General features: G+C 63.7%; 11 protein-coding genes and 1 pseudogene. 10 read left to right on the top strand and 2 right to left on the bottom strand.

Going from position 1 to position 13,687, the window contains the following annotated elements; translation table 11 throughout:
* Positions 1-46: 46 nt before the first annotated feature.
* From glaH to ACV22Z_RS30240, 3 genes are all read left to right on the top strand, one after another.
* Positions 47-976, top strand: coding sequence for a glutarate dioxygenase GlaH (gene glaH / locus ACV22Z_RS30250; RefSeq protein ID WP_448079918.1), 930 nt, complete (start codon positions 47-49; stop codon positions 974-976).
* 87 nt (positions 977-1,063) lie between these two features.
* On the top strand, positions 1,064-2,302 hold the full coding sequence (locus tag ACV22Z_RS30245) for an alpha-hydroxy acid oxidase (RefSeq protein WP_448079948.1): 1,239 nt from the start codon (positions 1,064-1,066) through the stop codon (positions 2,300-2,302).
* A gap of 213 nt (positions 2,303-2,515) precedes the next feature.
* Positions 2,516-3,574 (top strand): 3-keto-5-aminohexanoate cleavage protein, encoded by a 1,059-nt coding sequence (locus ACV22Z_RS30240; RefSeq protein ID WP_448079917.1) that lies wholly within the window; start codon positions 2,516-2,518, stop codon positions 3,572-3,574.
* Positions 3,575-3,685: 111 nt separating this feature from the next.
* Here ACV22Z_RS30240 and ACV22Z_RS30235 read toward each other — a convergent pair whose 3' ends face one another.
* Entirely contained in the window at positions 3,686-4,714 is a 1,029-nt protein-coding gene (locus tag ACV22Z_RS30235) for an AraC family transcriptional regulator (protein WP_448079947.1), read from the bottom strand.
* A gap of 46 nt (positions 4,715-4,760) precedes the next feature.
* Entirely contained in the window at positions 4,761-5,603 is an 843-nt protein-coding gene (locus ACV22Z_RS30230; protein ID WP_448079916.1) for a TauD/TfdA dioxygenase family protein, read from the bottom strand.
* A 300-nt stretch (positions 5,604-5,903) separates the two neighbouring features.
* On the opposite strand from ACV22Z_RS30230, the gene ACV22Z_RS30225 reads away from it, so the two are divergent.
* The 7 genes and pseudogenes from ACV22Z_RS30225 (at position 5,904) to ACV22Z_RS30195 (ending at position 13,561) form a co-directional block, all read left to right on the top strand.
* A complete protein-coding gene (locus tag ACV22Z_RS30225) occupies positions 5,904-6,815 on the top strand; it encodes a LysR family transcriptional regulator (RefSeq protein WP_448079915.1) in 912 nt (303 codons plus the stop codon).
* A 397-nt stretch (positions 6,816-7,212) separates the two neighbouring features.
* On the top strand, positions 7,213-8,394 hold the full coding sequence (locus ACV22Z_RS30220; RefSeq protein ID WP_448079914.1) for an acetyl-CoA C-acyltransferase: 1,182 nt from the start codon (positions 7,213-7,215) through the stop codon (positions 8,392-8,394).
* 13 nt (positions 8,395-8,407) lie between these two features.
* Positions 8,408-9,125: pseudogene (locus tag ACV22Z_RS30215) on the top strand (acyl-CoA dehydrogenase family protein).
* An 11-nt stretch (positions 9,126-9,136) separates the two neighbouring features.
* On the top strand, positions 9,137-10,276 hold the full coding sequence (locus tag ACV22Z_RS30210) for an acyl-CoA dehydrogenase family protein (RefSeq protein ID WP_448079913.1): 1,140 nt from the start codon (positions 9,137-9,139) through the stop codon (positions 10,274-10,276).
* 163 nt (positions 10,277-10,439) lie between these two features.
* On the top strand, positions 10,440-11,648 hold the full coding sequence (locus ACV22Z_RS30205; RefSeq protein WP_448079912.1) for a CaiB/BaiF CoA transferase family protein: 1,209 nt from the start codon (positions 10,440-10,442) through the stop codon (positions 11,646-11,648).
* Positions 11,649-11,800: 152 nt separating this feature from the next.
* Positions 11,801-12,550, top strand: coding sequence for an electron transfer flavoprotein subunit beta/FixA family protein (locus ACV22Z_RS30200; protein WP_448079911.1), 750 nt, complete (start codon positions 11,801-11,803; stop codon positions 12,548-12,550).
* A gap of 75 nt (positions 12,551-12,625) precedes the next feature.
* The gene (locus ACV22Z_RS30195) at positions 12,626-13,561 is read left to right on the top strand and encodes an electron transfer flavoprotein subunit alpha/FixB family protein (RefSeq protein WP_448079910.1); all 936 of its coding nucleotides are present in this window, start codon (positions 12,626-12,628) and stop codon (positions 13,559-13,561) included.
* Positions 13,562-13,687: the final 126 nt, after the last annotated feature.

Genomic DNA, 13,687 nt, shown 5'->3' with positions numbered 1-13,687 from the left:
CAAAAAAGCAGGCTGAAATGGAGCCATCAGCCCAACGGAGATCACCATGGAAGCCATGCTTGCCGACAAGCCTCTCGCGGCGCGCCAGCCGTCTTTTCGCCTGACGCCGCACCCGCATCATCATCGAATCGTTCATGTGACTGCCGACCGCGACGCGCTTGCCGGTTTCCTGCAGGAAGCGCGGGATATCGATGTTCAGAATCTCGAGTACGTGCCATTCGTGCGGTTCCATCTCGCCGATCTGCTCGTCAGGCATCTCGGCGTCGAGTTCGCCTGGACGTTGGTCGACATCGTCAAGGATCGTCGTCACGGCGGCTTCACCATCGGCCTGCAAGGTCTTTCGCAAGACGATTCCGACTACGTCAGGTTCGGTACTGCGGTGGGTCATATCCTCGGCCCCAGCAACCACGATGCAATGTCGGGTACCTACTACGCGCGCTTCGTGGTCAGGCACTCCGACGACAGCGACTCCTATCTTCGTCAGGCCTACCGACTGTTTACGATGCACACCGACGGCACGTTCGTCAGCGAGGCTACGGACTGGCTGCTGATGATGAAATTTGCCGAGCAGAACGCGATCGGCGGCGAGTCGAGATTCCTGCACCTCGATGATTGGGAGGAATGCGAGGATTTCGTGAATCACAAGCTCGCAACCCGGCCGCTCCTGTACAAGGCGCCGGGCTCGAAGAATGTCAGCGAAAAGGTCGAGCGCCCGGTGTTCTTCCAGGGCGAATTCGGTCTGTCGATGTCGTTCATCGACCAGTTCGTGCAGCCCGCCAACCGCGAAGAGGCCGCCTATCTGTATGAACTGTCGGCATCGATGGAGGCATCGTCGGGCACGAAGGAAGTGGTGCTGCCGGTCGGGGATCTGGTCGTGCTGAACAACTATTTCTACGTGCACGGACGTGCCCCGTTCGTACGAAACGAAGCGCTTTTCAGGGAACTGATGCGTCAGCGCGGCACGTTCGCGCAATGACAGGGCCGTCGCGCGATTCGGTGCGCAACCGGCGTACCGAATCGCGCGACGCCCGGCTGTTTGAAGAATCTGATCGTGGAGAGATGGATGAAAGATCACCTCGGCGCCGCAGACATCCAGCGGATCCCGCCTGCCAGGCAACAAAGCCAGACCGCGTATGGCGTCAAGCGCGAAGTCCCCGCGAGGCTCCGCAAGATACTCTCGTTGGCCGACTTCGAGACGGCCGCGCGGGGCTTCCTTCCTCGTCCTTTGTTCGGCTACGTTTCCGGCGCCGCCGAGGACGGCCTGTCCATCGCCGCGAATCGAAGCGCATTCGAGCGCGTGAAATTCCGTCCGAAGGTGCTGGTCGACGTGGCTCGCCGAACCCAGGAAACGGTGATTTTCGGCCGCACGTATTCGTCTCCGTTCGGCATCGCTCCGGTCGGTATCAGCGCAATTTCCGCGTATCGGGGCGACATCGTGCTGGCTCGCGCCGCGCAGGACGAAAACATCCCGGCGATCATGAGCGGCACGTCGCTGATTCCGATGGAGACCGTTCATGCCGCTGCGCCGGGCACATGGTTTCAGGCCTATCTTCCCGGCGATACCACGCGCATCGACGCGCTGATCGACCGGGTCGAAGCCTCGGGTTTCTCGACGCTCGTCCTCACCGTCGACATTCCCGTTTGGGCGAACCGCGAGAACAACGTGCGCACCGGCTTCTCGTTGCCGCTGCGCCCGTCGCTTCGTCTGGCGATGGACGGGCTCGCCCGGCCCCGGTGGCTTTGCGGCACGTTCCTGCGGACGCTGGTCAACCACGGGATGCCGCACTTCGAGAACTCGTTCGCGACAAGGGGCGCGCCGATGCTGTCTGCGTCGGCCATACGCGATACCACGGGCCGCGATCACCTTTCATGGACCGACATCGCCCGGATACGCGATCGATGGCGCGGGAATCTGGTGATCAAGGGCATCCTTCATGTCGACGACGCAACGCGTGCGGTGTCCATCGGCGCAGACGGCATCATCATCTCGAACCATGGTGGCCGCCAGCTGGATGGTGCCGTCGAACCGTTGCAGGTGCTGCCCGAGATCCATGATGCGGTCGGAAATGACCTGGTGGTGATGATGGATAGCGGAATCCGGCGCGGCGGGGATGTGCTGAAGGCGCTTGCACTCGGTGCCCGTTTCGTTTTCGTCGGACGCCCGTTCATGTATGCGGCGGCGGTCGGTGGCGCACCGGGCGTGCGGCATGCGATCGGCCTGCTGCACGACGAAGTCGACCGGAACATGGCGATGCTCGGTACGCGCACGGTGGACGAAATCACCCGCGACGCGCTCGCATGAGTGCACGGACGGCGCAGTCGGCACATTCGCGCCGTCCGGCCGTGTCCCAACAAAGCAAGCGAATGTCCCCGATAAGCAAGCGGGGATCTCAAGGACTCCGGATACTCGGGGGAATGGATCGGAGCCTGACACGCCGCGCAAGATGGCGTGCCGGCGTCGTGGACGACATCTCCTGCTGAATACGCAGCAGCCATTTCCCCCTGGAGGAGCATCATGAATTTTCTCGACGGCCATCTTTTCCCCGAGAACCAGCAGCCGCTGATCATCACCGCCGCACCCTATGCGCCCGGTTGGTTGCCCGGCGATTTCCCCGAGGATATCCCCGTCACGATGGACGCCCAGATCCAGAAGGCGGTGGACTGCTACAACGCCGGCGCCACGGTGTTGCACCTGCACGTGCGCGAGCTGGACGGCAAGGGCAGCAAGCGTCTGTCCAAGTTCAACGAATTGATTGCCGGGGTGCGCAAGGCGGTGCCCGAGATGATCATCCAGGTCGGCGGTTCCATTTCGTTCGCCCCCGAAAACGAAGGGCAGGCCGCGAAGTGGCTGTCCGACGACACCCGTCACATGCTGGCCGACCTCGACCCCACGCCAGACCAGGTGACGGTGACCGTCAACACGTCGCAGATGAACGTCACCGATCAGGCGGAAGACGCGGATTTCAGGGGGACGTCCCGTGAGAACCCCACGCTCTTCAACGCGTACAAGGAAATGACCGTGCCCGCGCAGCCGGGATGGGTCGAAGAGCACGTCCGTCGCCTGACGGCCAAGGGCATTCAGAGCGCGTTCCAGTGCTACAACATCAACAGTTTCGAATCGGTGGAGCGACTGATGCGACGCGGCTTCTACAAGGGCCCGCTGGTGATGAACTGGGTTGCGATCGCCGGCGGCATGGACACGCCGAGCGTCTACAGTCTCGCCAACTTCATTCGCGCCGTGCCTGACGGCGCGGTGGTGACGGTGGAGAGCAACGTCCGCAACGTACTGCCGGTCAACATGATGGGCATTGCGATGGGCCTGCACGTGCGTTGCGGCACGGAAGACTGCCTGTGGAACCAGTCTCGCACCGAAAAGATCAGCACTGTGAAGCAGATCGAGCAGCTCGTCCGCATCTCGCGCGAGTTCGGCCGCGAGATCGCGACCGCGCAGCAGGCGCGCGAGATCAGCAAGATCGGCGTGTTCTACGATACGGTCGAGGAATCCCTGCACGCGAACGGCTTCGCACCCAACCGCAATGGCGGCAACCAGGGCTTCCTGCGCAAGACCGCCTGATCGACGATCTGGCGGCCCACGGCCCGACATGCGGGCCGTGGACATGATCGTCGTGCTTGATGGGCGGGGCTTGACTGTCGATGCCGCGCGCGGCGGCACGAGGCCCGCGATTCAATCGGCTGATGCGTTCTGGCCAGCCGATTGGTTGCGCCAGTGCGTGACGCTGCAGCCGAAGGTGCTGCGGAACCAGTGGCTGAAGCTGCTATGTGCGGAGAAACCGAGCAGCGCGGCGACCTCGCCTACCGGCAGGTCGCTCTCCAGCAGATGGCGCATCGCCAGTTCCGAGCGCACCTGATCGAGCACGGCCGAGAACGTCAGCCCGTCGTCGCTGAGGTGGCGGTGCAGCGTGCGGCGGTCGACGCGCAGATGCCGTGCGACCGACTGCGCCGTGCACCGTCCGCCCGGGAGCAGCGCCAGGATCACTTCCCGGCATGATTCGCGGATGCTTTCGCTGCGGCGCTGCAGCGCTGTCTCCAGAAAATTCCGTGCGAAGAAGGCGGTACCCGGGTTGTCCGACGTACGCGGCGTTTGCAGATCGGCGGCGGCACAGACGAGGCCGTTGAACGGCTGGTTGAACATCGGGTTGCGGCCGAAGAACGCCCGGTACGGCGACGGATCGGCCGGCGGGCGATGCGTGAAGCAAACCTGTTGCGGCCGCCACTGAGGGCCGATCAGTTCGCGCAGGATGCGGAATTTCACGCCGACCGCGAGCTCCATCGCCTGGCGTGTGACGAGCCCGGGGCTCGGCAGCAGTTCTTCCCGGATGACGACAGCCTGGCCCGCGTCCTCGATGCGCGTGATCAGCGTGGCGCTCAGCAGTTTCAGATAACGGCACAACGTGTCGAGCGCCTGCCGCGGGGTCGGTTCTTCCTTCAACACGAGGCTGATGGGTCCCAGGTTGGAGAGCGTGCGCCGCGCCGCCAGCCGAAGCGCAAAGTCCTCCACGCCGGTGGCGCGTGCGGTCGCCTCGAGCAGTTCGCGCACGGTCCGGCTGGGGATCGGTGTTTCCGGGTTGTCGAGCAAGCGTGCCGATACGCCCGCGCGTCGCAGCAACGCATGGGGATCGCGCCCGAGCGACTCCACCAGTTCGATGTAGCCGTTCAGGCTGGCGCTGCGAATCAGCTTGTCGACGTGTTGCATGGCTGGGACTCCACCGGGTCGTGATGCCGACACGGTCACGCGAAGATCAGAATGGGCGGTTGCCCTTGATGGTCGCGCGCTCCATCCGGCGCGGCGCCGGCCAGTAGTCGCTTACCGCATAGTGTTGCGTCGACATGTTGTCCCAGATCGCGACGCTGTTCGGTTCCCAGCGGAAGCGTATCTGGTACTCCGGAATCGCCGCCTGGCTGATCAGATAGTTCAGCAGCAGGCTCGCGCCCGGCGTCTTGTCCTGCCCGAAGCGTACGTTTTCCGGCGTGTGGTAGTTGATGAAGTGGGTCGAGAACGGGCCCACGTACAGGATCTTCTCGCCCGTCTCCGGGTGTGTCCTGACGACCGGGTGATCGACCAGCGGATACTTCCTGACCAGTTCCTCACGCTCTTCCTGCGTCATCACTGCGCCGAACGAATGCTCGATCCCGTGCTTCGCACGCAAACCGTCAATCTTGGTCTTGATGTCCTCCGGCAGGTTCTTGTATGCCTCCACCATGTTCACCCAGATGGTGTCGCCGCCTACTTCCGGGCAGGAAATGCAGCGCAGTACCGCGCCCTTCGGGGGATTCGCGCGCCACGACGCATCGCTGTGGTAGGTATTTTCGAAGTGGTCCCGCTTTTCGCTCTTGTAGATCTCGATCAGGCCCGGGTAGCCGGGCACCGTGTTCGCGACCGGATGGTCTTCCAGGTCACCGAAGCACTTCGCGAATGCGATATGGTCGGCTCGCGTCATGTCCTGGTTGCGGAAAAACAGCACCCGGTGCTTGAGCAGAAGCGCATTGATCTCGGCACGCAGCGAATCGTCTCGTGCCACATCGGCGAGGCTTACGCCTGTGAGTTCGGCACCAATCGAGCATGTGAGAAGCTTGATGTGCATGGTGACATTTCCTTGGATATTTGGGATTGACGCGCGTCCGCATCAATCCTCGAACCCGGAATTGCCCAGACGCGCCAGTGCCAACGATTGGCCTGCCACCGATTGTCGGCACCCGACCATCCGCACGCTTGACGCATCGCGCCAAAGTTTTGCATATCGGGCATCGTGCTTTTGCCATGGCGCCGTCGCGGGCGCGTGTACAAAAGACGGCGCTGTCACGCCGGTGTGCCGAGCGCGTAAGATGTGCGCAGAAAAAGGGGCCCGAGGCGGCACCCGGACGACAAATCCCGAAGAGTACCCATGGACCTGAACCTGATCGCCCTGTTCGTCGAGATCGTCGAATCGCGCAGCCTCAGCGCCGCCGCGCGAAAGCTCGGCATGACGCGTGCCAATGTCAGCCAGCGGTTGAAAACGCTTGAACGTGAGACCGGAGCCCAACTGCTGCGTCGTTCGACGCGCAGTTTTGAACTGACACAGGCCGGGCGCACCCTGTACGACTGTGGCCAGCGAATGATGGAGGAACTGGGCACCGCTCGCGCATCGATCGAGAGCCTCGGCACGACACTGCGCGGCCGTGTGCGTATCAGCGTGCCGACCGGGTTCGGCAGGATGTTCGTCGGTTCGAAACTGCGCGAGTTCGCGCGTGCGCATCCGGGCATCGCACTCGCCGTGACGTTCAACAACTGGATCGAGGACCTGATCGCCGCTGAAGTGGATGTCGCGCTTACGATTACATCGGCACCGCCGCTGGACTGTGTCGCGCGCCAGATCTGCTCATTCGGCTGGAGCCTGTGCGCGTCGGCCGAGTATATGCGCAAGCATGATCCGATCGCCTGTCCCGCAGACGTCGAAACGCATGCGCTCATCTGTTCGCCCTATGGCGGCCGGCGTGTGCCGATCGAACTCAGACACCGGGAGAACGATGCCGACACCCACACGATCACCGCGCCGACCGCCTTGGAGTCGTCGGACTATCCGTTCCTGGTCGAAGCGGTGCGCGAGGGCATGGGAATCGGCGTGTTGCCGGATTATGTGATGCATCTGCCGACGAACCGGGATCTGTTGCCCATCCTGCCGCAGTACCGCATCGTCGGCCGGCAAAGCACGCTATACATCGTCACGTTGCCGAACCGCTATCCGTCGCCGGCGACACAGGCGTTGATCGACTTCTTGCGCGACGAAATCGTCGAACTCGCCGACACGTGGGCCTGACGCTAGCGCCCGTTGTCAATTGGACATTAACAGTCCGTCAATTCGCAGTGTGATTGTCAAGGAATGCCGGTCTCTCGACAATGTACTGAAACACAGATCAGTACATGGAGACGAGACAACGATGGGCCCCGAACAGTCTGACGGGTGCGTCGGCATCGCGACAGGCGACAAGATTGCTGCCGCGACGGTCGTCCAGTCGAACGTCAGTCACCCTTGCGCGCCGCGTCCGGTGTGGCCTGCTGGCCGCGATTGAAGCCACCTGTGCACATTCCGTCGTCGATGTCGTATTGACCGTCGACGCCGATCGTCGATCTCGTCGATTCAGGCACGGGCTTCGCGAGCCTCGATCGAACTGATTTCCCCGTTCATTCTCTTTATTTGATAAGAAATCCTGATCATGCGAGAAGCCGTCATTGTCTCTACCGCACGCACGCCGGTGACCAAGGCGCATCGTGGCGAACTCAACATCACGCACGGCCCGTCATTCGCTTCGTTTGCCGTGCGCGCCGCGGTGGATCGCTCGGGCATCGACCCCGGCCTGATCGAGGATGCGGTCCTCGGATGCGGCTATCCCGAGGGCATCACCGGCCGCAACGTCGCACGCCAGACTGTCGTCCGGGCCGGGTTGCCGCTGTCGATCGCCGGCACCACCGTCAACCGCTTCTGTGCATCGGGCTTGCAGGCGATTGCGATTGCCGCGGGCCGCATCGTCGTCGACGGCGCGCCGGCGATGATCGCGGGCGGTGTCGAAAGCATCTCGGGCATCCGCCGGCATCTGCATGGCGCGAGCGACCTCGATCCATGGCTAGTCGAACACAAGCCGGCGCTCTACATGGAAATGATCGATACCGCCGATATCGTTGCGCAACGCTACGGCATCGGCCGGGAAGCGCAGGACCGCTTCGCGGCGGCCAGCCAGCGCAAGACCGAAGAAGCGCAGCTTGCGGGCCGTTTTGCCGACGAGATCGTGCCGGTCACCACGACGATGGCCGTCAGCGACAAGGAAACCGGCCTGGTCAGCGAACGCGAGGTCACGATTGGCGCCGATACGTGCAACCGTCGTGGCACCACGTACGAGTCGCTCGCCAGGCTTGCTCCGGTCAAGGGGCCGGAACGATTCGTCACGGCTGGCAATGCATCGCAGCTGTCCGACGGCGCATCGGCGTGCGTGATGATGGAAGCGAAGGACGCCGAGCGCGCGAACATCACGCCGCTTGGCGCATTTCGCGGCCTTGCGTTGGCGGGTTGCGAGCCGGACGAAATGGGCATCGGCCCCGTGTTCGCGGTGCCGAAGCTGCTCGCGCGCCACGGTCTGACGATGGACGACATCGGCCTCTGGGAACTCAACGAGGCGTTCGCGTCCCAGGCGATCTACTGCCAGCAGCGCCTCGGTATCCCGGACGAACGGCTGAACGTCAATGGTGGCGCGATCGCCATCGGTCATCCGTTCGGCATGACCGGCGCGCGTCTCGCGGGGCACGTGCTGGTCGAAGGCCGCCGCCGCCGCGCGAAGTTCGCGGTCGTCACGATGTGCATCTCCGGCGGCATGGGTGCCGCCGCCCTGTTCGAAATCTACTAAAAGAAGCCCGATCATGGATCTGAACTTTACCCGTGAAGAGGAGGCGTTTCGCACCGAGGTGCTGCGCTTCCTGAGCGAGAGCCTCCCGCGACGTCTGTCGGACAAGGTTCGCAATGGCAAGCGGCTCACGCGCGCCGACATGGACGAATGGCACGCGATCCTCCATGCACGGGGCTGGCTCGCCAATCACTGGCCGACAGAGCATGGCGGCCCCGGCTGGAGTGCCGTGCAGAAATTTATCTTCGAGAACGAGTGTGCGCTCGCGGGCGCGCCGCGCGTCGTTCCGTTCGGCGTGAACATGCTCGGCCCTGTGCTGATCAAGTACGGCAGCGACGCGCAGAAACGCCACTGGCTGCCGCGCATCCTCGACGGATCCGACTGGTGGTGCCAGGGCTACTCGGAGCCCGGTTCGGGCTCCAATCTGGCGTCACTCAGGACGACGGCCGTGCGCGGCACCGATGCAGACGGCGATCATTACATCATCAACGGTCAGAATCCGGGGCACGGAGATCAGGCAGGAGATCTCGTCGCTGCTGCGCCGGGCAATGGGGCCGTATGCGCTGCCGTTCGTCGAAGAGGCGCTGCACGACGGCCACGATGCGCCGCCGCTCGGTCCCGAGGAAGCAGCGAGCGCCGCCGCGCTCTATTTCAACAATCGCAAGCTGTCGATCTTCGGCGGCTCCAACGAAATCCAGAAGAACATCATCTCGAAGATGATCCTCGGGCTGTAAGGGGCGACTCCATGAATTTTCAGCATACCGAAGACCGCCGCATGCTGGCGGACACGCTGAGCCGCTTCATCGGCGAGCAGTACGGCTTCGAAAGACGCGACAGGATCGCATCTTCGGAGAGCGGATTCAGCCACGACATGTGGGCCCGATTCGCCGAACTGGGTATCGTCGGCGCATTGTTCGACGAGGCGCACGGCGGGTTCGACGGCGACGGCTTTGCGATTGCCGTCGTCTTCGAACAGCTCGGCCGCGGGCTCGTCGTGGAGCCGTTTCTCGATGCGCTGATCGACGGGAAGATCATTGCGCGTTGCGGCAACGATGCGCAAATGGCCATGTTGTCCGACATCATGAACGGCGCGTCGATCGTTGCGGTCGCGCATGGAGAGCGTGACAGCCGTTATGAGCTGCCCCGTGTGACAACGCGTGCGGTGCGCGAAGCGGACGGCTGGCGACTGAACGGTGCAAAGGCCGTCGTGCAGCAAGGCGAGCAAGCGCAACTGCTGCTGGTTTCCGCGCGCACGGCGGGCGCCGACGACGCCGAGGACGGCATCTCGCTGTTCCTGGTGCCGCGCGACGCGGCCGGCGTCGATGTGCGCGGCTATCGCAGGATCGACGGTGGGCGCGCAGCGGAGGTCTCGCTCGACGATGTTCGGCTCGACGCAGGGGCGTTGCTCGGCAGCGAGGGACGCGGGTTCGACGCGCTGGAGTACGGAATCGGCTGTGGCGTGCTGGCGCTTTGCGCGGAAGCGCTGGGCGCGATGGCGGTGGCGAGGGACCACACCCTCGAATACCTGCGCACGCGCAAGCAGTTCGGCGTGCCGATCGGCAGCTTCCAGGCCCTGCAGCACCGGATGGCGGACCTGCTGCTCGAAATCGAACAGGCCCGTTCGGCGGTCATCAACGCGGCAGCCGTGCTGCACGGTGAACGAGTGGCGCGCGAGCGCGCGCTGTCGGCGGCGAAGTACAGCATCGGCCGCATCGGTGCGCTGGTGGCCGAGGAGTGCATCCAGCTTCACGGTGGCATCGGCATGACGTGGGAGCTGCCACTCGCGCATTACGCGAAGCGCGTCGTGATGATCGACCACCAGCTCGGCGACGCAGACAGCCATCTCGAACGCTATATCGCGCTCGGCCGAGACAACCGGCAATGAACGCGCCGCGCCACGCGCGCGGTGACGGCACCACCTGCCATGGCCGACCGCGCGCGCGAACCGGATGCGACGCGCTGGCTGACGCACGCCGGCAGCGCCCGCGCCGAAGCGCTCGCGCGGATCACTGCCTCTTCACCCCGAACCCTGACCATCCTGACTTGTCATGTCGAATCTGAATTCTTCGCTGCCGCTCGCGGGCGTACGCGTTCTCGATCTCTCCCGCGTGCTGGCGGGCCCATGGTGTGCGATGGTGCTTGGCGATCTCGGCGCCGAGGTCATCAAGGTCGAGCACCCGCGGCGTGGCGACGACACGCGCGACTGGGGCTTGCGGATCGGCTCGACCGAGACTTCCTACTTCAACAGTGCGAACCGCAACAAGCGCTCGGTGACGATCGATCTGCAGACCGCCGAAGGCCAGCAGATCGCACGGGACCTCGCGCGGCAAAGCGACGTCGTGATCCAGAACTTCAAGTTCGGCGGTGCGGAAAAAATGGGGCTCGGCTACGAGCAACTGAAACAGGACCGTGCAGATCTGATCTACTGCTCGATCTCCGGTTACGACCGTTCGGGGCCGGAAGCCGCGCGTCCCGGATACGACCTCTTGGTGCAAGGCGAGGCGGGGTTGATGGCGCTGAACGGTGAGGCCAGCCAGCCGCCGCTGAAGTTCGGTGTCGCCGCGGTCGATCTCTTTACCGGCATGTACTCGGCCCAGGCGGTGCTCGCGGCGCTGTTCGAGCGACAGAGGACGGGCACGGGGCGCCACATCGAGATGGCCCTTTTCGATTGCGGCCTGATGATCACGTCGTACTACGGCCTCGAAGCGCTGATGACGGGTGACGACCCGCTGCGCTACGGCAACGCCCATCCATCGATCGTGCCGTATGGCGTCTTCAACGCGGAAGACGGGCCGCTCGTCATCACGGTCGGCAACAACAGCCAGTTCGATCGCTTCTGCCGGGAGGTGATCGAACGTCCCGACCTCGCCGACGACGATCGCTTCAGGACGAACATCGATCGTGCGAAAAACCGCACGCTGCTGGTGCCGGAAATCGATCGCGAGATCGGCCGGCGCAAGCGCCGCGTCCTGCTGGAACGCCTGACCGAAGTCGGCATACCGTGCGGCGAAGTGTTCGGGGTGCATGAGGCGCTGACGTCGAAGCGCGCGGTCGACGCCGGGCTCGTGACGACGCAGGTTCATCCGGAGAGCGGCAGCACGAAAGTGCTCGCGCCGCCGTATCGCCTCGACGGGGCGCGTCCGCCCGTGCGGCGTGCGCCGCCGCAACTCGGCGAAGGCACGCGGGACGTGCTTCATTCGCTGCTCGGGCTCTCCGATGAACGGATTTCGCGGCTGAAGGCGGAAGGTGTCGTTTGACATCGCACCGAGCCACACAACGCCGCTTCACCATGAAAGAGCGACACGCGGTGCTTGCCTGCCTGCCGATATGGCAGTCGGAGGACCGGAGTCCATCGGCGGTGCCTGCCGCGGGTCGTTTTCGTACCATCAAATAGCTTCAGGAGAATTGCATGAAGATTCTTGTTCCAGTGAAAAGAGTGGTCGATTACAACGTGAAGGTCCGCGTGAAATCGGACAACACGGGTGTCGATATTGCGAACGTGAAGATGTCGATGAACCCGTTCGATGAAATCGCCGTGGAAGAAGCGGTGCGCCTGAAGGAAGCGGGCGTGGCGACCGAAGTGGTCGCGGTGTCGGTCGGCGTTGCGCAGGCGCAGGAAACGCTGCGTACCGCGCTGGCGATCGGCGCGGATCGCGCGATCCTCGTCGAGTCGAACGACAGCGTCGAGCCGCTGGCCGTCGCGAAGATCCTGAAGGCGCTGGTCGGCAAGGAACAGCCGCAGCTCGTGATCCTCGGCAAGCAGGCGATCGACGACGATTCGAACCAGACGGGACAAATGCTGGCTGCGCTGGCCGGTCTGCCGCAAGCGACGTTCGCGTCGAAGGTCGTAGTAGCCGACGGCCGTGCAACGGTCGCACGCGAAGTCGACGGCGGCGCGGAAACGCTGTCGCTGACGCTGCCGGCGGTCGTGACGACCGACCTGCGCCTGAACGAGCCGCGCTACGTGACGCTGCCGAACATCATGAAGGCGAAGAAGAAGCCCCTCGAGACCGTGAAGCCGGAAGAGCTGGGCGTGGATGTGACGCCGCGTCTGAAGACGCTGAAGGTGGCGGAGCCGCCGAAGCGCGCGGCCGGCGTGAAGGTCCCGGACGTGAAGACGCTGGTCGAGAAGCTGAAGACCGAAGCCAAGGTGTTGTAAAGGCCACAGCCTTTTAACACGATTGAAGCGCTTTGACTTCAAACCCTTACTGAAGATACAAGGGAGCGGAAAGAAATGACGATTCTGGTTATTGCGGAACATGACAACGCGTCGATCAAGGCAGCGACGCTGAACACGGTGGCTGCTGCACAGAAGATTGGCGGCGACATTCACGTGCTGGTTGCCGGCCACAACGCGCAAGCGGCTGCCGATGCGGCGGCGAAGATCTCAGGCGTCAGCAAGGTCCTGCTGGCCGACGCGCCGCAACTGGCCGAAGGCCTCGCGGAAAACGTCGAGGCGACCGCGCTGAACATCGCGAAGGATTACTCGCACATCCTCGCGCCGACGACCGCGTCCGGCAAGAACATCGCGCCGCGCATCGCTGCGAAGCTGGATGTCGCGCAGATCTCGGACATCACGGCTGTTGCCAGTGCCGATACGTTCGAGCGCCCGATCTATGCGGGCAACGCGATCGCGACGGTGCAATCCTCCGATCCGATCAAGGTGATCACGGTCCGCGCAACGGGCTTCGATCCGGTCGCAGCCGGAGGCGGCAGCGCAGCGGTCGAGAAGATCGAAGCGGCGGCGGACGCCGGCATTTCGCAATTCGTGAGCCGCGAAGTGACGAAGCTGGACCGTCCGGAGCTCACCAGCGCGAACATCATCGTGTCGGGCGGCCGTGGTCTCGGCAGCGGCGAGAACTTCGCGTTGGTGCTCGAGCCGCTGGCAGACAAACTGCAAGCCGCACTCGGCGCATCGCGCGCGGCGGTCGACGCGGGCTACGTGCCGAACGACTATCAAGTGGGCCAGACCGGCAAGATCGTCGCGCCGCAGCTGTACATTGCGGTCGGCATCTCGGGCGCGATCCAGCATCTGGCCGGCATGAAGGATTCGAAGGTGATCGTCGCGATCAACAAGGATCCGGAAGCCCCGATCTTCAGCGTGGCCGATTACAGCCTGGTCGGCGATCTGTTCGCCGTCGTTCCGGAGCTGGTGAACGAACTGGGCTGACCTGACCTGCGTAATTCGAGGCGATCGTTTCGGCCGGCTTTGGCATCCAGGGTCAAGCCGATGTCATGGATTGCAAAGTCAGGTCAACCACGGCCCCATACAATCAACCGGTGAGATCGCCTCGTC

This window comes from Burkholderia sp. PU8-34 (assembly GCF_053427725.1).
The sequence above is the reverse complement of the archived record's forward strand: the minus strand, read 5'-3'. Positions and strand labels throughout refer to the sequence as shown.